This window comes from Mesorhizobium sp. WSM4828 (assembly GCF_055811175.1).
Genome location: NZ_JBVVQK010000021.1, coordinates 16,238 through 35,878, shown reverse-complemented (window position 1 = coordinate 35,878; position 19,641 = coordinate 16,238). Strand labels below are relative to the sequence as shown.

The following is a 19,641-nucleotide window of genomic DNA, read 5'->3' as shown; positions in this document are numbered from 1 at the left end:
GATGATCCCGTCCGCCACCGGACGGTATTGCGACTTCCAAAAGCTATCCACGAGAGGCAAATTCAACTCGCTTGGCGAGCGGAACCTTGATTCAATAATGGAAGGGGAATTTTCATGCTTCGCAAAACGCTCATTGGCTGGCTCGCTGCCATCGGTATCGCATTGGCAACTCAGGCGATGGCTGAGGAAACCCTCAGGGTCGGCGTCACGCCAACCGGGGTGCCGTTCACGTTTGTAGATACCGCAACCCGAAAGCCGACTGGCGCGATGGTCGATCTGGCAAGTGCGATTGCCGCGAACCTTGGCACGACCGTCGACTTCCAGGTAAACGCTTTTCCGGCCCTGATCCCGGCACTGACGACCAACAAGATCAATCTGATTTCCGCCAGCATGTTCATAACGGACAAGCGCAAGCAGGTGATCGATTTCAGCACGCCGGTTTACGCCTATGGCGAGGCGATGTTTGTTGCTGCCGGCGACAGCAAGAACTACACGATCGAAGAGTTGAGAGGAGAGACTGTCGGCGCGCAGATCGGCTCGACCTACGCCGACGCTCTGGAAGCGCTTGGCGTCTTCGGTCAAGTCAAGCTCTACGACTCAATCGCTGACATGATGCGAGATGTGGTCCTGGGCCGCATCAAGGCCGGCTTTGGTGACGCCCCGATCGTCGCTTATCAGCTTTCGAAGAACCCCGAACTGGGTGTTCGCCTCGTCGACGGCTATCGACCGATGAAGCAAGGCGAAGTCGCGTTGGCGGTCGCCAAGGAAAATCCGCAGCTTCTCGAAAAGGTGAATGCCTCCATCGCCAAGCTGAAGGAAAGCGGCGAATTAAGCCGAATTTTTGCCAAATATGGCCTCTGAAGCCATCCCCATCGAGCTCGAAACAAGCGTCGGCTGGCAGGACCATAGGATCGCATAGCAATGACCGGCTGTGAGAGCCGGGGAACGTGCCAAGAGGAAGCCGGCCATGACCAATTTCATCGCGCACGCAACGGAATATCTACCGCTTCTTCTTCAAGGCGTTTGGCTGACCGTCATGATAACCCTTCTTGCGCTGTGTCTGGCGACAGCGCTCGGACTTGTCTGGGCGCTGTTCAGGACATCGGGGATACGCTATCTCGCCGTGCCGACGCGGCTCCTTGTCGACTTCGTTCGCGGCATACCACTGCTGGTGGTTCTCTTTTATATCTACTTTGTCGCGCCCGAGATCGGCATCAACCTGACCGCGCTCCAGGCTGGCACGATCGGACTGGGCCTGGCTCACTCCTGCTATCTCGGGGAAACCTTCCGGGCGGGCATCGAGGCGGTCGACAAGGGTCAGGTCGAAGCGGCAAAGTCGATCGGGATGAAGCGTCCGTTGATGATGCGCCGCGTCGTGCTGCCGCAGGCAGTTAAGATCATCCTGCCGCCTTACGCCAACAACATGATCATGCTGCTGAAGGACTCCTCGCTTGTGTCGGTGATTTCGGTTCAGGAGTTGACCATGCAAGGTAAGATGCTTGCGTCGTCCACTTTCGACAACATGACAGTTTTTACCCTGGTGGCACTGCTTTACCTGTGCCTGACGGTTCCGCTGAACCTGTTTATGCGCAGGGTCGAGAGCTATCTTGGAGCGGCGGGATGATCACCTTCGACGACGTGCACAAGTCCTTCGGCGCCCATGAAGTCCTCAAGGGAATCAACGCCGAGATCGCCAAGGGACAGGTCGTATGTCTGATTGGGCCCTCGGGTTCCGGCAAATCGACGCTTTTGCGATGTGTGAACGGGCTTGAGACCTATCAGCGCGGTCGCATCAGCATCGACGGCACGGTGGTGGATGCCGCCTCGCCACAGGTTCACGCCATCTGCACCCGAGTTTCCATGGTCTTCCAACGCTTCAATCTGTTTCCGCATCGCACGGCGCTGGAAAACGTCATGGAAGGTCCGCTCTACGTGCTGAAGGAAAACAGGAACCAGGTCCGCGAGCGGGCCATGGCATTGCTAAATCGCGTCGGGCTGGCCGACAAGACGAATGCCTATCCCACATCATTGTCGGGGGGCCAGCAGCAGCGCGTGGCCATCGCCCGCGCCCTGGCGATGCGCCCGCAGGCCATTCTTTTCGACGAGCCCACCTCCGCACTAGACCCCGAAACGGTCGGCGAGGTCCTGCAGGTCATGCGCGCGCTGGCAGACGAGAACATGACCATGCTCGTGGTTACGCACGAAATTCAGTTCGCGCGAGAGGTTTCCGACAGCGTCCTCTTTCTCGACGGCGGCAGGATCGTTGAGCAAGGCCCGGCGAAGGAACTGCTTCGACATCCGAAACACGAACGCACTAGGGATTTTCTTCACCGGGTCATGCACCCGGTCTGACTACTGGCCGATGTTGGCTTATCGCCTAGTCTGGATTCGGACCTGTCACTGCGTATTGGACAGGCCGCCCAGCCCTGCGAGGACGGCGTTTAAAGTTCTGCGGTTCCAAGGGAATCTCGTCCATGCCGTCTCTTCGGCCGGACGAATTTGCGTGAGAACAGTTGGTTCAAGAGGAATTGAGATTGGCCAATCCTTCAAACCGGCGAGCCAGTCGGGGTTGTAGACTGTATCGGAATGACGATGCCCTTCATCTGGCATTATCACGACGGTGGAGGCTTCCGGATTTTGCCTGGCGAACCAGGCGGCGACCAAGGCTGCGGCGCCGCTGGTCGGCCCCATGAAGAGCCCGTGATCGCGAAACAGCCCATGCGCCATCGCGTAAGCCGGCAATGCGCCCACCCAATGAATATCGTCGATCATCTCATGACGAACATTGTCCGGCAAAACGCTGTTGCCGAGCCCGCGCAGCATGCGACGTCCGACAGGCTGGCCAAAGAGCATGCTTCTGTGGGTATCGACAGCAATCATCCTGAGATCAGGAAAGAGCTCACGCAGGAAGCCTCCGGTTCCACAGAGCGATCCGCCAGTGCCCACGCACCCGACGAGGCAATCGATACGGCCGAATGATCGAACAACGAGGTCGGCGAGACGCGCGTAGGCAAGGCGGTTTTCCGGACTATCGTATTGTCGAGGCCAATACGTGCCCGGGCTATCTTGCAGGGTCTGCTGAAGATACTGGAGCCGGCCGCGCTGATTGCCGTCTCCCTGAGGATCGTCGATGGCCATGACTTTGGCACCAAGTTGTTCCAGTCGCCGCCTGAGCTTCAGGTCGATGAGGCTGGAGGCCGTGACAAGTGTAAGCGCATAGCCACGAGCCGCAGCCAGCATGGCGATGGCGAGGCCGAATGTTCCCGACGTCGTTTCGATGATGTGACCTTCCCGCCTGAGGCGCCCTGACGCTTCCGCCTGATCGACCATGAACCGGGCGGGGATCAGCTTCATGAGGGAAAAGCAGGCGGCGTTGAGGTTGGGTGCGAGTTGGGCAAATCGCGGCGTCTCATAGGCGCGTAAATAGTCTTGCGCCGCGCTCACTGGATTAGCCCCATTTCGGCATTAAGGGCAAACATATGGACGCCTTGGAGGCCTGCGCCGCTCACCTGCCTTGCGAGCTCAGCAGCGCGCGTGGCGGCCCTGGGCGCAGCCGCATCCACAAGGATGCCGATCAATGTTCCGCTGTGGGCCACCTGCACGCCGCACGCGTCATGCGCCCGCGCTATATCCAAAACGGTATTGAAGGATGCCTTCGGCAGATGCCTCTGACTGATACTGGCGCTGATGGTTGCGACACGTCCAAGCAGGCGGGGATCTTGTTCCCGGATGGAGCGGTTCGCCAGTCCCCGCAGAACACGGAACAGCCCGATTTCCTCACCATCATAGCGTGCCCGCGGCATGCTCAGCGTATCGATCGGCCGGGCCCCGCCGTCCCTGAAACCCACCAAGAGAAGGGGCGGGAACTCGCCACCAAAATGTTCTATCGTACGGCCCTCCCGGTGGGCGAAAAGGATAGGTTGGTCGCCATAGGCAATGGCGTCACTTGCGCCTTCCGCGGCCACCGCCAGTCGCGCAATTGTTGACTGGCGCAGCGTGAGGCCTGCTGCAGCTGCCACCGCACGAATTGCAGCAATGACGTCTGCGGTCGAGGAGCCATAGCCGTGCCCGATCATAATAGGGCTTTCGATCGTAAGTTCTCCACCTCCTCCAGCTACTCCGATATGCTCCAGCGTGAGGGCCGCGGCGCGTGCCGCTTTGGTCCGGTTTGCAGGCCGCGGTCGAATCCCAATTTGTTCATGCGGCCAGAAGGTCGCTAGCGACTCTTGCGAAGTGAGCGGCAGGGTTAGAAGTCCGCGACAAAGCCTTCCGTTTTCCCCCTCAAAGGCGCCTTGGAGGAATTCCCCATGATGGGCGTGCGCTCGTCCGACTCCTACCGCCAGAGGCAGCCTGATAGTCTCGTTGTTGATGTTGCTCGAATTTGTCCGATGGCCGGATCTCGGCATCCCTGTCTTTGTCACTACGTCATCTCCTCACCTGGAACTTGGCAGATGATGCGTATGACTGATCCATGCTGTCACTCGCCAAATCTTGGTAGCGCCACTGGCGGCGCATCATGCAAAGATACCGACAAGATCGCCCCATCAATTGGACCGCTTATCCCGTTCGCTTAGGTGCTAACCATATCTAGCGATTGTTGCTGACGGATCGCCTCGCCTGCCCTATTGGCGTCGGCATGGCGAGGCGCTGTTTCCGACCGGTGGAAGAACGACAAGCCACCGTCGATCGAGAAGTTCGTGGAGACTTTCCGCGACGATTACGCATCCGCCAATTACCTCTTCAAAAAGCGCTGGCCGGGCGGCTTCGCATGCCCACGCTGCGGTTCCAGGAAAGCATGGCCCCTCGAGGCGCGGCCGTGGCTTTTCGAACGCGCGGGCAAAGGGGAGAGGCCTGGGTGCCGCAAGCAGACCTCGGTGATCGCCGGGACGGTCATGCAGGGCACGCACCTGCCGCTGCGCAAGTGGTTCCTGGCTGCGTACCTGATGGCGACGCACTCCAATTCCATTTCGATGCCGCAGCTCCAGCCTAACTAAGCTGGGCGTCTCCTACACAAACCGCCTGGCTGGTGGACGAGTCCGCCATCCCGTATTGGCGCAAGGAGGACGCGCTGGAGAGGGGTGGCGGAGCAGCACAAGCAAACCAGATATGGATCGCTGGAGCGGTCGAGACAGTCGGCAACCATGGGGTCGGACGCATCAGGCTCGCGCGCATTGCGGACCGGTCGACTCAAAGCATCGTTCCGTTCGTGGTAGCGAACACCCTTCCCGGAGCGGCGTTGCAGACGGATTCCCTTGCGTCGTACGGCAAGGTGCCCGGCCGTCGTCTCAGGAGGGTCAATCTGAGCAATAGGACCATGCCCGCCGACATCCTTTTCAAGTGGATTCACGTCGTTTTTGCGAACCTGGAGCGCTGGGCGCTGGCACAGTCCATAGCTTCCGGGAAAAGCATCTCGACGCCTACCTCGGCGAGTTCGCTTTCCGCTGGAACCGGCGGCGCCATTTTCAGCGCAATGGAAACGATGCTCGGGATAGGCTAGCGACTCGAGCCCGTCACCTACCGCGGCATTGTCGGCGATACGACGCAGTGAAAGAAAGAGCATATCGGCGAAAACGTGCCACCCGAACAAACGGATAATCGTGCAGGATCTCGCGAGCTACTACCGCGTCCACAGGATGAAGGTACTGGAGGAACTCACCTGGTGGGTGGGTCGCCTCAAGGAGGAGGATCCTGACGCGTATGGCGGCTTCCAATGGGATTTCGACGGCGTGCGAGAGTTCGATGAGCGGCGCCATTACACGCGCCGAAAGGCAGAGCGGCCAGTGCTGGCGCAGCGGCGGCCAGGCGAGGAACGGCTGACGGGAAGGCGCTACACCAGGCCGGATCCGCTCATACCCGGATACTGGCGTTGCCTCCCGTCCGGCGGCCCGCCGCGTTGGCGACCGAGTAGCCGCGCGCTGGAGTGGCCGTTCCGACGGCCCCTCGCTATGGCGGCGGGGCAGCCACTTCGTCCTCCATGTCGAGGGATTCTTCGACTGCTCCTGGGTTCCGGGCAATGGTCCATAGGAGCGTATTCGCCGCAGCATCCGGTTCCGAGCGACCTTGCTCCCAGTTTCGAAGCGTTGCCAGATCGAGGCCATACCTCACGGAGAACGCCTCCTGGGATAGCTTCGTGCGATCCCGGACTTCGCGAACGCTTATCGGCCGCGGCGCATGAACCTTCGCGATCACTCCTGCGGACGAGAGTTCATCCTTCAGTGCCCGAAGGTCGTCGACGCAAGGAACCGTCACGAATGCCTTGCCTTGATCAACCATCGCCGTCAGGACCGCGTGGGCCGTCCTCAGCGGCAGCTGTCTCCTGACGAGAGCCCGAGCAGCCTCAGGAGTATTTGCGCCGTGTAGAAAGCTGAGGCTCAGCCGGACGGGAGAGCCTGACGACACCCGGACGACGTCCCGGGTTCGCACCCGTTGTCCGAACCGCTCCATGAACTTCGATGTAGTCGACATTAAGCTTCTCCGCGATCACTCGACCGAGCTTGCGCAATTTGGACCAACCCCACTGGACCTGGGCATCGCCCCCAATATGGAGGTCACGGACGACCAGATGGTTGCTGCCCATATCCACGTCCCCCAAGAGCTGAAGCACGCCATCCGGCGTGACGACATCAAAGAGGAGGCATGGGTCCTCCGAAATGTCAGCGTCCAGAATGAGTTCGATATCATCGGGCTGCACATGCGATCTCTACGCAAGTTGCTTATAGAAAGTATGTCGGGTGCTGGCGAGCGTCAAGGCCTAACCGATCCCCGCTTGGCGGGATGCTGGCCCGAATCGTGCCACCTTGGCCCAGTCTACGCTAATCGACCGGGAGAAGGGGGACAGACGCAGCACGCATATACTGTGGCCACGTGAGCGAACGGGATAAGCGGTCCAATTGGTGCGTCAAATACTGGACTAGATACAGCAACACTAGCAGACATCGGTTGGCCATGCGGACAACCGTTCCGAAATCAGTGCGCCATGCACCGTGTCTTCATTATTGTTCTTGTAAGGAGGGTCGGACTGCTCACCTCGTGTCAATACTGAGATTTGGCGATAGCCGGCAGCGGCCAAAAGCGCTCAAACGCGTCTTGTCGCCAACTTGACTTTGAGCAGAGATGCGGAGCTCCATCCAACTTGCGACCCTCAATTATGCACTTGTGGTCGCGGAGGAGGGCAGCTTTCTTCGCGCCTCCCGACGCACAGGGATCGATCACACCGCGCTCAGCCGGCGCATCCGCGACCTGGAATTCGCGGTAGGTACGAGGATATTCCATCGCCATGCTCGCGGCGTCGGCCCAACCCCGGCCGGCGAACGCTTCCTGGAGCGTCTGCGCTCCGTGCTGCTCGAGCTCGACAACACGCTCACTCTGGCCAGGTCCGGCACCAAAGATGAACACCAAAAGCTTTGCATCGGCTCCAACGGGATCATCCTCGCCGGGCGGGCCTTGGATGCAATCATCGAGTTCGGGCAATCTCATCCCAATGTGACCGTCAGCTTGACAGAGAGTCCTTATCCTTCGCCTGAGGCTGCTCTGGGTGCCACCCGGGTCGACCTGGTCGTGACCTCCTCCTCCCGGTTTACCGGCGGCGCGTTCGAATTGACGCTGTGGAAAGACACGCTGGCTGTCGTCCTTGCCTCAAATCATTCTCTAGCCAGCCGTTCCGTGATCGAGTGGCACGAATTGCACCAGGAAACGTTGCTGGTGCGCAGGGGCGAAGCATTTCAGCTCGCCGACGCTGTTGGACGCGGCGTGCAGTTTCCTCCAATCGTCGAACATCACGTCAGTGCCGGCATCCTTTTGCGCCTTGTCGGAAACGGGCTTGGAGTCGCTCTGATCCACGATCGAGATGCCGACAGTGTTCCTCACGATGCGGTCTGTCGCAAGCTGCGGATCGGCGGCAAACCAATCCAGATCTCCAGTTTGGCCCGTTGGCACCCCGACAACGCCAATCCTGCCCTGCCGACCTTCATCTCATTCCTGCGCGATCGATATTCGTCCTGACAGTCATCCGACCCGCATAACCCGAACAGTCACCCGGTTTCGGAGTGTGTCGGGCCCCGGCAAACGCACTGTCAGTTGTCATGAACCGGGTCAGCATTGGCGGGATCGGTTCAGGCCAATCTCGCCAAGACGTCGGCGCTATTAACGCCCTTGCCTTGCAAAGCTGGAACTATACTCCACAATTGCAAGGATGATCGAACTCCGGATCAGCACAGAACTTACCGAGACGCTGGACAGCATGCCCGCTTTGGCGCTGCTCGGGCGACTGGTCGGTAGGACGACCGAGAAGTTCCGCCCAACCTCTGAGTCTTTGGACGCCTGAGACCGCGCCGAAACTGTCGGAGCGGCACGTCGAACTGACTCACCGTCCATTTGCTTCTCCTTTGTATCACGGCGCGCGCATGCACCGTCTCCAGGCAGATCGCCGGCAGGCCGAGTTCTTCAGTTCCTGATGCAGCCACGGCGACAGCGGGCCGGCTTCGTGGCCGACGCGGCGCAGGCGCGCTAGAAACGGCTTCAGCACCGCAACAGCGCCTCCTGGATCGGTCACCACGGCTGCCTCCAGGTGCACCGCGCCATGGTCGTCGTCGACGCAAACCGCCGTCTCGTCCATCGCCACGTCCAGTTCACAAAAGAGAGTTCCATCGTCTGCCTCCGGCGCTGTTTCACAGCCGCAGCATGTGCAGCCGAGTCGCCACCCCGGCCTGACCATGCAGCGCTACAAGGGCCTTGGCGAAATGAACGCCGAGCAGCTCTGGGAAACGACGCTCGACCCGAATGCGCCCGCTCTTACAGGTCAAGGTCAATGACGCGACCGATGCGGACTCATTGTTTTCACGGTTGATGGGCGACGAAGTCGAGCCAAGGCGCGAATTCATCCAGGAAAACGCGCTGTCGGTCGCCAATCTGGATATCTGAGCCGCGATCCAGAGCCCGATCGGCAGATATGATGTACATTGGTGCGCGTCGGCGCACCAATGCTGTCTGCTGCATTGCAACAGAGACCACAAGGGCCGCCGGAACGGAAAAGCTTTCGAGGCATTGTAGTTGATCACAATCCCCGCAGGAGGCATCCATGGGACGTGGCATTTTGCTCTGGCTTCTCGGAGTCCCGATTCCGATCATTATTCTGATCATGCTGTTCGCAAGGTAGGGGGCTTCGATGCCGTCCACCCTAACGACTGTCGACGTTTCCGCACCGACGGAGTCCTCTTCCCCCGCCGTCAGCTGGGGGCCAATCGTCGCCGGGGCCTTTGCTGCCTCGACACTTACCTTCATTCTGATGCTGCTCGGCTCCGGGCTTGGGCTGAGCATGGTGTCGCCATGGTCCGGCTCGGGTGCGTCAGTCACCACTTTCGCCGTTTCCACCGCCGTTTGGCTGATCGTCGTGCAATGGCTGTCATCGGGCGTCGGCGGCTACCTTGCCGGGCGGCTGCGCACCAAATGGGTCGGCATCCACACCGATGAAGTGTTCTTCCGCGATACCGCTCACGGCTTCCTGGCCTGGGCGCTTGCGACGCTGCTCGTCGCCGGGGTGCTCGGCACGGCTCTTTCGGCCGCGATAGGCACCGGTGTGCAGGCTGCTTCGACTGTGGCATCCGGCGCGGCAATGGGCGCTTCGGCAGGTGCAACTGCAAACGCTGGTGGCGCCTCGACCGACAACGCCACATCGTATTTCGTCGATACGCTGTTCCGCCCGGCCGATCCGGCAAGGCTCGCTGCCGCCAACCCGGAGAGCGACGCCGCGGCAACGGCGCAGGCATCGCGCATTCTGATCGCGAGTGCCGCAGCAGGCGAAATATCGGCCGAAGACAAGACCTATCTGTCGCGGCTGGTGGCCGCCCGCACAGGTCTGTCCGAAGCCGATGCCACCGCTCGTGTCGATGCAGTAATCGCCAAAGCGCAGGACGCCAAGGTTAAGGCTCAGCAGGCGGCCGACACTGCCAGAAAGGCAGGCGCCACCTTCTCGCTGATCGGCGCGCTGTCGCTGGTCGTCGGGGCCTTCATTGCCAGCGCGGCTGCAGCACTTGGCGGCAGGCAGCGCGACGAAGAGGAAGCGATTTTCCTGACCAATCGTTGATCGGTGACTCATGCAAATTCGATCGTGAGGCTTGCCCGTCGATTTGATGACGAATGACTAGTGGGCCGAGCATCCCGAGGCATGGTTGCACGGGCTCCGACGGCCTGCCGATCGGCGGTGAGCCAAAGCCGGTCAGCGATACGCTCGAAGGCGACCCCGACGAGGTGACGTGGTCCAGCGCTAACCTTGAAAGGCGCATTGCGCCAGCGCGCCGCACGGTCAGTCCGCCCCAAAGAGACTCGGAACGGGGCGACGAAGCGGGCGGGTGGCCACCCCGGAAACCAAGCGAAGGCCCCATCTGAATTCCGATGCGCGAGTGCGTCGATCAAGCTTGCCCCACATGAGATTCGTGCATCCCGACCTTCTTCACCAGAGCCCGCAGTCGGCTGGTGGGGCGAGGCAGAAACTTTGAAAAGCTTCCAGGAACCCCAGTCGATCGCGAATTGCAGAACCTTTCAACGACGGGTATGGGGCCGGAGAACGAGCCCGCTGCGCGCGATTGGCGCGTGGGGTAAGTAGAGATCGCGAACCGCACGTCGCGCTCGCATTGAGGGCGGTTCGGCTGCGTGTGCGGTAGCCCCGAGTAGGCTAGCTGCCAGCACAAGGGCGATCCGGGATTTAGCCAAGATCGGGGAGCATGTCACCGAGGCCGATCGCCTCGAAGGCGGCCCTCATTGGCGGATCAAAGCCGGGATCGATCCGGGCGCTCCCGTAGCCCTGCTCGACATGCCAAGCATCGGTCTGGCGTAGGGCTGCGGCGAATTCCTCGGGCGTTTCGGCCTCGCGCGTGGCCCTCGCAATAGTTAACGATCGTCAACGCGGTCGGCGAGGTCTAGTGCCGTCCCGCTTGGTATCGATTACCCCCGCCCGATCGGCCGGTTGGAAGCGAAACGATCGGCCGCTCGTCTTAAGCCATTCGGTTTCATCCGGCATCCCTCGCATTTCGCGGCCGGGCAAAAAGATGCCGCCGAGCCTTGCGGCACGGCGGACCTTTTGCTTTCGCAATGTTCTCCCCCGATCAGGCCTCAAGGATCGCCACGATCTCGTAGGTGTCCGGATCGACGATGACGATGCGTCCGTCGGCCAGCACGAAATACTCGTAGCGTTCATAAGCCGGGACGATCTTGACGATACGGGGCGGCAGTCGGTGCAGGCGGATCTTATGCCGCGGCACCTCGACGCCGACTGAGACGTCGAAGTCGACACTCGCGACCGGCTGGACGTGGGTCTCGTGGATGATCTGCGTGATCTGCGTCTTCTGCTCGACCGTCACGTTGTTGATCGAGGCCGTCTTGTTCTCGTCGGTCTGGACCTTGGTGTTGCCCTGGGCGTTCTGCTCGGTGGTTGTACCGGTCTTGCCCTGGGCATTCTGCTGGGTCTGCATCTTGGTCGTACCCTGGGCGTTCTGCTCAGTGGTTGTGCCGGTCTTGCTCTGCGCGTTCTGCTCAGTGGTTGTGCCGGTCGTGCCCTGGGCATTCTGCTCAGTAGTCTTCATCTTGGTCTTGCCCTGGGCCTGCTCGTTCGTCTTCGAACCCTTCGGGCAGTTGGCCATGCCGGTCTGGCACTTGGCCGTACCCTGAGCCTGCTCTTCGGTCTTGGTGCCAGCCTGACCCTGGGCCTGCTCGCTGGTCTTCATCTTCGTCTTGCCCTGAGTCTGCTGCTCGGTGCTGGTGCCGGCCTTGCCCTGGGCCTGCTCATCGGTCTTTACCTTGGCCTTACCGTGAGCCTGCTCCTCGGTGTTGGCGCTGGCCTTGCCCTGAGCATTCTGCTCGGTCTGCGACTTCATCTTGCCCTGGGCCTGCTCGCCCGCCTTGCCGCCCTTCTGGCAGTCGGCCTGGCCAGCGGCGCAATTGTCGCCTCCGCTCGGCTGCGCGGATTCAGTCTGCGCCATCGCGGCGCCGCAACCGACGCCGAGCGCGATCATGCTCGTGATCAGAAGATGTTTCATCTGATTTCTCCTCGGAACCTCGGTCCCTTCATCCTGATAAACCCCAGCCGAAAGGCATTGTTCCGAATTTGTCCGCAAACCCCGGTTACGTTTTGTTAAAACGCCCACGGCAAATTTTTCAGGAACAAGGCCCGGCCGGCCGTCGGCTTGGTCAGTTCTTGAGATCGCAGGCGCAGCGTAGAAGGCAATTTGCCGGTGCTCTTCTAGCCCCAAGGCGGGGCCCTCTATATCGCCGGCAAGGCGTCTTTAGGGGACGATGTCTGCCGTCGAGCATCTCGCTGGCCGCCCTCGGCGGTCGATATGAGGCGCATTGCAGTTCGCAGGCTGGTTGTATCTGCGGACTGACGCCGGTCGAAATCATCGGTCAGGGCGGTCACTTCTAGCAAGAGACCGTCGTTGGAGGAGAGGAGCCGAGTGCCGTTCCTGCAACCAGCCGTTATCAAAAAGGCGGTAGATTTGGCGCCCCCACCTTCGACGACGTGGTCGCGAAGGCGAATCGTTCTTTATGGGGCTTCGTAGAGCTCCAGCGGCAATCCGTCTGGGTCGCTGAAAAAGGTAAACCGTTGGTCTGTATATGGGTCGATCCGGATTGGCTCAACAGCAACGCCAGCGGCTTCCAGGCGCATAATTACAGGATCAAGCTTCGCCACGGCAAATGCCAGATGTCTCAGGCCTGTCGCCTCTGGGTGGGACGGCCGCATCACTGGTGCAGGGAAGGAGAACAATTCCAGCTGGACGGACCCGATCCGCAGGTCGGTCTTCCATGACTGCCGCTCTTCCCGATAGACCTCCCGGATCAGATCGAGGCCGAGGAGTTCGACGTAGAACCGTCGCGACCGGTCGTAGTCGGTGCAGATGAGCGCTACGTGGTGAATGGCTTTCAGCATGCTACGAACTCTAGCCAAGCTGGGATATGAGGCCAAGGTCATCATCGGGTACGCGTCACTTTATTTAGTCGCCGTTTATGTCGCCGTTCGCGAGGGGCGTCTCGCCCTTACGGATCTTCATCTCCATCCAATCGGCAGCATGATGTCGCCGCCAGACAGTAATCAAATCCGTCATGTCGGCGTGCCTCCCGATAGGCAGCTATTAACGCCGATCCTGCCAAAAGCTGTCGAAGGGGAAGTCCCCTTCTCGGTGCCGTCCGAGCGCAACATCTGCCGAAGATGAACGCACGGCAGCTTCCAGGATGGCGAACTGATGGCTGGACGGCGACAATCAGGCGCTTAGCCGCCAATTTTTCGCGCCCAAGATTGACCGGTCCGCGTCAAGGGCCAACCTTTGCAGCGGATAATCGACCTTAACATTGTGCTGATTAAACGGCGCCCCGAAATGGCTGGCCGTGTCAACCCCTGAAGATCCGACCGGGATTCTTGGTTTTGCCGGATCTGTGGTACTTATGAACGCGTGTGGTGGGCATCCATCGCCAGGGTAGACTTAAATGGCTGCCAATAGGGCAATCGCGCCCGCGATCGAGGATTGCTACGACGCCGCTTTCGAATTCGGACGGTGGCCGGAGGCGCTTCAAAACCTTGCCGATGCCCTAGGCGCTACGAATTGTGTCATTCGCGCCTGTGACGACACCTATCCTTTCCGGAGCGACCAGCGCAAGCGGACCACACCGACGGCCGATTCGACGGAACATGCTGAATTTTCGGCGCTCTGGCTCAAGAACATCGAAGGTGCTCCCGATCCCCGTTGCGAGGGGTTGAGGCTGCGGGCGAAACCCGCAACCTGCTTCACCGTCGAGGACGAACTCACCACCCCGAGGAGAGAAGGTTTCTCCCCTACTATCAGGAATAGCGCGCCCTGGGCACCGCGAGTGGTGGGCAGCCGTCTACTTTGGGTGAAGAAACACAAGTGGTTCCTGTCGATGTTTCGCGATGCCCGCACCGGGGCCTTCAATTCGTCCGAGGCCGACCATTTTCTGCTCGTGGTGCCGGATCTGAAGCGGATCATCAGCCTTGCCGAGAAGAATCTCGCTGGACCCGACGCTGGCAGTTCTTAACCAATTCAATTTTGGCGCGGCGCTGCTTGATCGTCGTGGCTGCCTGATGCGTTGCAACGAGCATGCGGATGCTTTGTTCGGCTCCGGCCTTGTGGTCCGCCACGGCCGCATCCACGCAACGGATCGGGAGAGCAATACCCGTCTGCAGCGGATGATCGGGGCTGCCGTCTCAAGCGCACTGGACGGGCCGTTACTGGTCGAGCCTGAAATCATCGCCCGCGAAGGATCGTTCTGGCTTCTAGCCGAGGTCGTGCCGATGACTTCATTCGTGCGTGACTTGTTCAACGGCGGCGACTTTCTGCTTTGCTTCACCGACCTAGTGACGGAACGGGCGCCATCGGAACGATTGCTCGGTCAAACATTTCAATTCACGGCGGCCGAAGCGCGACTGGCCTAAAGCCTGAGCTCCGGCGATGGAATCGATGCGGCGATTGGCCATGAAACCGCGCGAACCCAACTCCGGGCAATCCTCGCCAAAACCGGAACGCATCGCCAGGCCGAGCTCACGGCGCTGCTGTCGCGCTTGCGAACGCATTCACACCCTAAATGGCGCCCTCACCCAATCGGGTGAAGCGCGCAGATAACTAGCCAAAGCACACTCTCCTATTGGGTCTGAGATCGCGCCTATGGCGCCGGGGAGCGCCGAATGAAAACGTTGTTTGGCCGGAAATTTCGAGGACATCCGCCGAAGATAGAGCGGCTCACAAGGGCGTTCGTCATCGCATTGGCGCTGCTTGCCAGCTATCCCTGCTTACCATCGGCGGGGGTCGAACCAGGAACGCTCGGCGTAGATCTTGAACTGGTCCTCGCTGTGGACGTCTCATCCTCGATGAGCCTGTCGGAGCAACGGATGCAGCGCGACGGGTTACGTCAATGCATTTCGGCACCCGGACCTGGCGAGAGCCATAGGATTGGGCGCACGTGGCACGATCTCGGTTTCGTATTTCGAATGGGCTGGGCCGAACTATCAGCGCGTTCTCCTGCCCTGGACGACTGTCGGTAGTTACGCCGACGCAAGACAGTTCGCCGATGCGCTGGCAATCAAGCCTATAAGCGGACAGCCAGGGACCTCCATTTCGGGCGCGTTGCTGTCGTCGGGTGACCTGTTTTCGCAGAGCCGCACCGTAGGCCCGCGCCGGATGATCGATATATCGGGAGATGGTCCCAACAATGCCGGCCTGCCGGTCGCACCGATACGGGACAGACTGACGGGCTCCGGCATCACTATCAACGGCCTGCCCGTGTCGCTGCGGCGCGGTGGTTCCAACCCCTTTCAATCCTATGGTGCGCGCTATCTCAATCTTTACTACGAGCATTGCGTCATCGGCGGCCCAGACGCATTCGTGATAGGGATTGACGATCTCAACCTATTCGAAGTCGCAATTCGCCAAAAACTGGTTCGGGAGATCGCTGGCCTTGCCTCGCGACCCAGGCTCGCGTCCTATTTGGCAGGCGGCCCCGTGTTCGACTGCTCCATGGTCGGAACCACCGCGCGGTAGCCCACAGCCGGCCTGACAATTTAAAAATGGCCTTTCTCTGTTCTCATCGATGCACCACCCGATCGGCACCTGGGAGAGACGACCCCGGCGTTCTGGATCAGCCGCTAGCTCGCCTGTCTGCGTCTCAGCTTGGAGTGGCACTTGGCTCCAGAATTTGGTGGCTGGCCACTCGTGTTTTGGTGCGCCGGCAGGTGGTCCGCTTCGAAATCAAACAAGCCGCTCTCGTTGGCAACGCCTGATGCTGGCGCAACCGCAACCCCAGAATGTCGCCAACAGGCAGCGCCAGCGGTTCACCTCAATGGCCGGAACGCGGCGCTTTGCTGCCATTCGAAGGATGGGAGATGAAGTTCTCTAATCAGGCGCAAAACTGCCGCTCACTTCGTGATAGATTTTAAAGCCGGCTTCAATTCAGAACCGCCTCGGCCAAAGGCTATCTTTGAGCCAAGACGATGTTGGTTGCATGTGATTGGGCAAACAGGCCGACTTCCTCGGTCGGCTATAGTCAAGCCGCCTGGGTTTTCATGTCTTCGCCGCTAACCATTTTTGTCACAGCGGAGAAATCGAGCTTGCCTGAGCCCAGGACCGGCACTTTCGCAACGACGCGCACCTCGGCCGGCACCATCAGGTCCATGGCGCCGTTGGCCTTGGCGAAGGCCAGGAATTCGGCACGCGTGGCGTTGGCCGCCTCGGTGATGAGGATAAGCTTTTCGCCCTTGCGCGCATCTGGCACGGCGGCGACCGCCGAGAGCGAGCCTTTCCACAATTCGCCCGCCAGCGCCTCGACGGCGGCCAGCGAGATCATCTCGCCACCGATCTTGGCAAAGCGCTTGGCGCGGCCGCGAATGGTGATGAAGCCGACGTCGTCGACGGCGACGACGTCGCCGGTGTCATGCCAGCCGTCTTCGAGCGGCTCGAGCACGCCCGGCTTCTCGGTGCGCAGATAGCCTGCCATGACGTTGGGCCCGCGCACGAACAGCCGTCCGCCATCCTCGACGCCAGGCACCGGGTCCAGGCGATACTCCATACCCGGCATAATTTTGCCGACACTGCCGGATCGGTTGTACATCGGCGTGTTGATGGAGATCACGGGCGCGGTTTCGGTCACGCCATAGCCTTCGAGGATGCGCAGGCCAAACTTTTCCATGTAGGTGGCGCGGGTCGAAGGCTTGACCGGTTCCGCTCCGGCAAAGCAATACCGCACTGAGCGGAAGTCGTAAGGGTGTGCGGTGCGGGCATAGCCGGCAAGAAACGTATCGGTGCCGAAGATAATCGTTGCGTTCGAGGCGTAAACCAACTCCGGCACGATCCGGTAGTGCAACGGCGAGGGGTAGAAATAGACCGGCACGCCCGAGATCAGCGGCAGCACTGTGCCCGCCGTCATGCCGAAGGAATGGAAGATCGGCAGCACGTTGAAGACCTTGTCGCCCGAATGGAAGTCGATACGCGAGGCTGCCTGCGCGGCATTGGCCAGGATGTTGCGGTGGGTGAGCACCACGCCCTTCGGCGTGCCTTCGGAACCTGAGGTGAACAGGATCACCGCTGGATCTTCCGACTTGCGGGCGACCCGGGGTGCGCTTTTGCGCAAAAGGGCGAGCAGCTTGTCCTTGAGACCAATGGTGGCCCGCAGCTCATCGAGCCAAACGATGTCGACCGATCGGCCGAGTTCCTCGATCACGGCGCCGAGTTTCGCTTGTTCGACAAAGGCGCGCGAGGTCAGCACCGTGCGCACCTCGGCGGCTTTGCAAGCGGAGACGATGTTGGCTGCACCGGCAGTGAAGTTCATCATCGCCGGAACCTTGCCGGCCGACATGACGCCGAGCAGCGTCGCACAGGCGCCATTGGCGTTGGGCAGCATGATACCGAGCGTCTGCTGGCCGGCATAGAGAGTCTTGAATTTGTCGCCAAGCACTGCGGCGGCTGTCAGCAGCTTGCCGTAGCTCAGCGAACCGGTGACCGGGTCCTGCACGGCGAGCTGCTTCATGCCGCGTTCCTCCGCCGTCTGGATGATCTTCTCCAGCACGGTCTTGTCGATGTCCTGGGTGCGGAAGACGAGATCCGACATGACCTGGTAGAGGGCAGCGCCCGCCGCGGCGCGGCGTTTCCGGCCCTTCAGATCCTGCGCTACTCGAAGTTTGACAGGCTCCAGAATGGTCACCTTGACTTTCGGGAACAGCCGGCGGCGAACATGCTGCGAGGTCAGCCGCGAAAAATAGCTCTTCTCCAGCCCGTCGATGCGCACGGGCACGACCATCGAGCCGGTCTTGTCGGCCACCATGGCGGCACCGTCATAGACCTTCATCAGGCCGCCGGTCACGGTTATCCGGCCTTCGGGGAAGATGACAAGCGGATCGCCGCCTTGCACGACCTTGATAAGCGTGCGGGTCGACATCGGCTTGGCCGGATTGAGCGGCAGGGCGCGCGCAAGTTTCATGAACGGCTTCATCCACCAGGCCTGGGCGATGGTGTAGTCTATGGCAAACACCGGCTCCTCATCGGTCAGCGTCAAAGCCAGCGGACCGTCGAGGAAACTGACATGGTTGAGCGCCAGGATTGGTGCCGGGCCGGCCGCCTTGAGGTTTTCCAGCCCCTCCACCTCCAGCCGATGGAAGGCTCGGAACAGAATGGAAACGAAATCGCGGAAGGCGTTTGTCGGCAGGTATTTCAGCATCAGCCAGGCGGCGACCACGTTGAGTAGGGCGAGGCCGAACAGGATGCCTCCCGTGGAGACCCCTGCCGCCTGGATCGCGGCGACGAGTATGCCGCCTACCGTCATGAAACCTGCATTGACGATGCTCACCGCGGCGACCACGCGAGCGCGGCTGGCTTCCGGCGCCCAGGCTTGCACGGCGGCGAAGGTCGGCACGACAAGAAAGGCGCTGGCAATAGCCATGCCGGCAAGGTCGACCGCAACATGGACCGTGCTTGGTCCCGCGAAGAATGTTGCGAGCGTTTCGGCCCTGGGCGAAGGCTGCATGCTCCAGATGGTCCAGGCCAGGTCCAAGCCGAATAGTGCCATCAACGTCGTGCCAACCGGGGCTGGCAAGAGCACGATGCGGCCCTGCGACATCCATGCAGCTATGGCAGAGCCAATGGCGATCGAGATGGCGAACACCGCTAGATAAGCCGTGACAGCGATTTCTCCGCCACCGAGCGCATCCTTGACCAACGTAGGCAGGATCGAAAGGACAATGGCCCCGATCAGCCAGAACCACGACGTCATCAGTCCGGCGCGCCAGATTCGCTTGTCGGCACGCAGGCCGTTGACCTGTCGCCACGTCGAGCGAAAGATGTTCCTGTCTATGACGAGGTCGGGTGCAGCAGAACCGGTTGACGGAATGTATCGGCTGACAAACCAGCAACCGATGGCGAGGATCATCATCATCGGCCCGAAGACCGAGACGCCTATGCCATCGGCCGAGACGACGCCTCCGGCGATAGTGCCGCCGAGAATGGCGGCGAAGGTTGCCGATTCGATCCAGGCATTGGCGCGAGGCAATTCCTTGCGCTCGAGATGATCCGGCAGGATGCCGTACTTGATCGGTCCGAACAGTGCCGAGATGACGCCGAACATGAGCAACGCCATCATCAGCACCGGGATCGACGACAGCGCGATCCCAACGACTGCGACAGCCGCAGCGGCGATCTCGGCGAATTTCAGCCGACGGGCGATGAGCGCCTTGTCGAACCGGTCGGCGATCTCGCCACCAAGGGCGGACAGGAGCAGGAAGGGAGCCATGAAGACGGGACCCGCCAGGCTGACCAGCGATGCTGCCGTGTCCGCCGCGAGGGTGAACAGAATAAGGAACACCAGCGTGTTCTTGAGCAAATTGTCGTTGAAGGCGGACAGGAACTGCGTCCAGAAGAGAGGCGCAAATCGCCGTGACGTCATCAGATGACTGTTGGTATGGCCGTTCGTGGCGATTTCCATAGCGGCGACTTCCATTGGGCAGACCCTTGAATTGCTCGATCAGCAGTCTTGTGCGGTTTGAGCTCTTGTAGTGGGAACCCGGTTACACTTCGTTACTGCGGCTCGCATCAATCAGCGGCTTTGGGTCTTGGCGACTTCCGGCCGGTTCATGAACCGGCTTGCCTCTTCCGCGTCTCG

Annotated in this window: 19 protein-coding genes and 2 pseudogenes; 13 read left to right on the top strand and 8 right to left on the bottom strand. The window is 60.7% G+C overall.

Features of this window, described 5'->3' with window-relative positions:
- Positions 1-114 precede the first annotated feature (114 nt).
- From AC0L2X_RS22180 to AC0L2X_RS22170, 3 genes are all read left to right on the top strand, one after another.
- Positions 115-861 (top strand): ABC transporter substrate-binding protein, encoded by a 747-nt coding sequence (locus AC0L2X_RS22180; RefSeq protein WP_473560053.1) that lies wholly within the window; start codon positions 115-117, stop codon positions 859-861.
- Positions 862-967: 106 nt separating this feature from the next.
- Entirely contained in the window at positions 968-1,624 is a 657-nt protein-coding gene (locus AC0L2X_RS22175; protein WP_473560055.1) for an amino acid ABC transporter permease, read from the top strand.
- On the top strand, positions 1,621-2,352 hold the full coding sequence (locus tag AC0L2X_RS22170; RefSeq protein ID WP_473560057.1) for an amino acid ABC transporter ATP-binding protein: 732 nt from the start codon (positions 1,621-1,623) through the stop codon (positions 2,350-2,352). Before AC0L2X_RS22175 ends, AC0L2X_RS22170 begins: the two co-directional genes overlap by 4 nt.
- 45 nt (positions 2,353-2,397) lie before the next feature.
- Here the strand turns inward: AC0L2X_RS22170 and AC0L2X_RS22165 are convergent, their stop codons facing one another.
- Positions 2,398-3,444 carry a pyridoxal-phosphate dependent enzyme gene (locus tag AC0L2X_RS22165; protein WP_473560059.1) on the bottom strand — a complete coding sequence of 349 codons (1,047 nt, stop codon included), beginning with the start codon at positions 3,442-3,444 and terminating at the stop codon, positions 2,398-2,400.
- A complete protein-coding gene (locus AC0L2X_RS22160; protein WP_473560107.1) occupies positions 3,441-4,406 on the bottom strand; it encodes a GHMP family kinase ATP-binding protein in 966 nt (321 codons plus the stop codon). The genes AC0L2X_RS22165 and AC0L2X_RS22160 overlap by 4 nt, the downstream gene beginning before the upstream one ends.
- 291 nt (positions 4,407-4,697) lie before the next feature.
- On the opposite strand from AC0L2X_RS22160, the gene AC0L2X_RS22155 reads away from it, so the two are divergent.
- The gene (locus AC0L2X_RS22155) at positions 4,698-4,994 is read left to right on the top strand and encodes a transposase (RefSeq protein WP_473560061.1); all 297 of its coding nucleotides are present in this window, start codon (positions 4,698-4,700) and stop codon (positions 4,992-4,994) included.
- A 32-nt stretch (positions 4,995-5,026) separates the two neighbouring features.
- Positions 5,027-5,497: a transposase gene (locus tag AC0L2X_RS22150; RefSeq protein WP_473560062.1), complete on the top strand. Its 471-nt coding sequence runs from the start codon at positions 5,027-5,029 to the stop codon at positions 5,495-5,497.
- A 446-nt stretch (positions 5,498-5,943) separates the two neighbouring features.
- On the opposite strand, the gene AC0L2X_RS22145 is transcribed toward AC0L2X_RS22150, so the two are convergent.
- Both AC0L2X_RS22145 and AC0L2X_RS22140 read right to left on the bottom strand, forming a co-directional pair.
- Entirely contained in the window at positions 5,944-6,273 is a 330-nt protein-coding gene (locus AC0L2X_RS22145) for a helix-turn-helix domain-containing protein (RefSeq protein ID WP_473600388.1), read from the bottom strand.
- Positions 6,274-6,337: 64 nt separating this feature from the next.
- On the bottom strand, positions 6,338-6,691 hold the full coding sequence (locus AC0L2X_RS22140) for a hypothetical protein (RefSeq protein WP_473560116.1): 354 nt from the start codon (positions 6,689-6,691) through the stop codon (positions 6,338-6,340).
- 422 nt (positions 6,692-7,113) lie between these two features.
- Here AC0L2X_RS22140 and AC0L2X_RS22135 point away from each other — a divergent pair, with 422 nt between their 5' ends.
- The gene (locus tag AC0L2X_RS22135) at positions 7,114-8,001 is read left to right on the top strand and encodes a LysR family transcriptional regulator (RefSeq protein WP_473560064.1); all 888 of its coding nucleotides are present in this window, start codon (positions 7,114-7,116) and stop codon (positions 7,999-8,001) included.
- A 397-nt stretch (positions 8,002-8,398) separates the two neighbouring features.
- Here the strand turns inward: AC0L2X_RS22135 and AC0L2X_RS22130 are convergent.
- Positions 8,399-8,614: pseudogene (locus AC0L2X_RS22130) on the bottom strand (IS110 family transposase); the annotation flags it as partial.
- Positions 8,615-8,699: 85 nt separating this feature from the next.
- On the opposite strand from AC0L2X_RS22130, the pseudogene AC0L2X_RS22125 reads away from it, so the two are divergent.
- Positions 8,700-8,919, top strand: a pseudogene (locus AC0L2X_RS22125) (hypothetical protein); the annotation flags it as partial.
- Between the two features lie 244 nt (positions 8,920-9,163).
- A complete protein-coding gene (locus AC0L2X_RS22120; RefSeq protein WP_473560066.1) occupies positions 9,164-10,081 on the top strand; it encodes a hypothetical protein in 918 nt (305 codons plus the stop codon).
- A gap of 1,018 nt (positions 10,082-11,099) precedes the next feature.
- On the opposite strand, the gene AC0L2X_RS22115 is transcribed toward AC0L2X_RS22120, so the two are convergent.
- A complete protein-coding gene (locus tag AC0L2X_RS22115; RefSeq protein WP_473560068.1) occupies positions 11,100-12,029 on the bottom strand; it encodes a DUF1236 domain-containing protein in 930 nt (309 codons plus the stop codon).
- A 503-nt stretch (positions 12,030-12,532) separates the two neighbouring features.
- Positions 12,533-12,916: an SMU1112c/YaeR family gloxylase I-like metalloprotein gene (gloA2, locus tag AC0L2X_RS22110; RefSeq protein ID WP_473560070.1), complete on the bottom strand. Its 384-nt coding sequence runs from the start codon at positions 12,914-12,916 to the stop codon at positions 12,533-12,535.
- Here gloA2 and AC0L2X_RS22105 point away from each other — a divergent pair.
- From AC0L2X_RS22105 to AC0L2X_RS22085, 5 genes are all read left to right on the top strand, one after another.
- Positions 12,903-13,199: a hypothetical protein gene (locus AC0L2X_RS22105; RefSeq protein WP_473560072.1), complete on the top strand. Its 297-nt coding sequence runs from the start codon at positions 12,903-12,905 to the stop codon at positions 13,197-13,199. The genes gloA2 and AC0L2X_RS22105 overlap by 14 nt on opposite strands.
- A 271-nt stretch (positions 13,200-13,470) precedes the next feature.
- On the top strand, positions 13,471-14,037 hold the full coding sequence (locus tag AC0L2X_RS22100; RefSeq protein ID WP_473560074.1) for a hypothetical protein: 567 nt from the start codon (positions 13,471-13,473) through the stop codon (positions 14,035-14,037).
- On the top strand, positions 13,994-14,434 hold the full coding sequence (locus AC0L2X_RS22095; protein ID WP_473600345.1) for a hypothetical protein: 441 nt from the start codon (positions 13,994-13,996) through the stop codon (positions 14,432-14,434). Before AC0L2X_RS22100 ends, AC0L2X_RS22095 begins: the two co-directional genes overlap by 44 nt.
- A 249-nt stretch (positions 14,435-14,683) precedes the next feature.
- Positions 14,684-15,040 (top strand): DUF1194 domain-containing protein, encoded by a 357-nt coding sequence (locus tag AC0L2X_RS22090; RefSeq protein ID WP_473560077.1) that lies wholly within the window; start codon positions 14,684-14,686, stop codon positions 15,038-15,040.
- Entirely contained in the window at positions 14,949-15,536 is a 588-nt protein-coding gene (locus AC0L2X_RS22085; protein WP_473560079.1) for a DUF1194 domain-containing protein, read from the top strand. The genes AC0L2X_RS22090 and AC0L2X_RS22085 overlap by 92 nt, the downstream gene beginning before the upstream one ends.
- A 502-nt stretch (positions 15,537-16,038) precedes the next feature.
- Here AC0L2X_RS22085 and AC0L2X_RS22080 read toward each other — a convergent pair.
- A complete protein-coding gene (locus tag AC0L2X_RS22080) occupies positions 16,039-19,464 on the bottom strand; it encodes an acyl-[ACP]--phospholipid O-acyltransferase (RefSeq protein ID WP_473560081.1) in 3,426 nt (1,141 codons plus the stop codon).
- Positions 19,465-19,641: the final 177 nt, after the last annotated feature.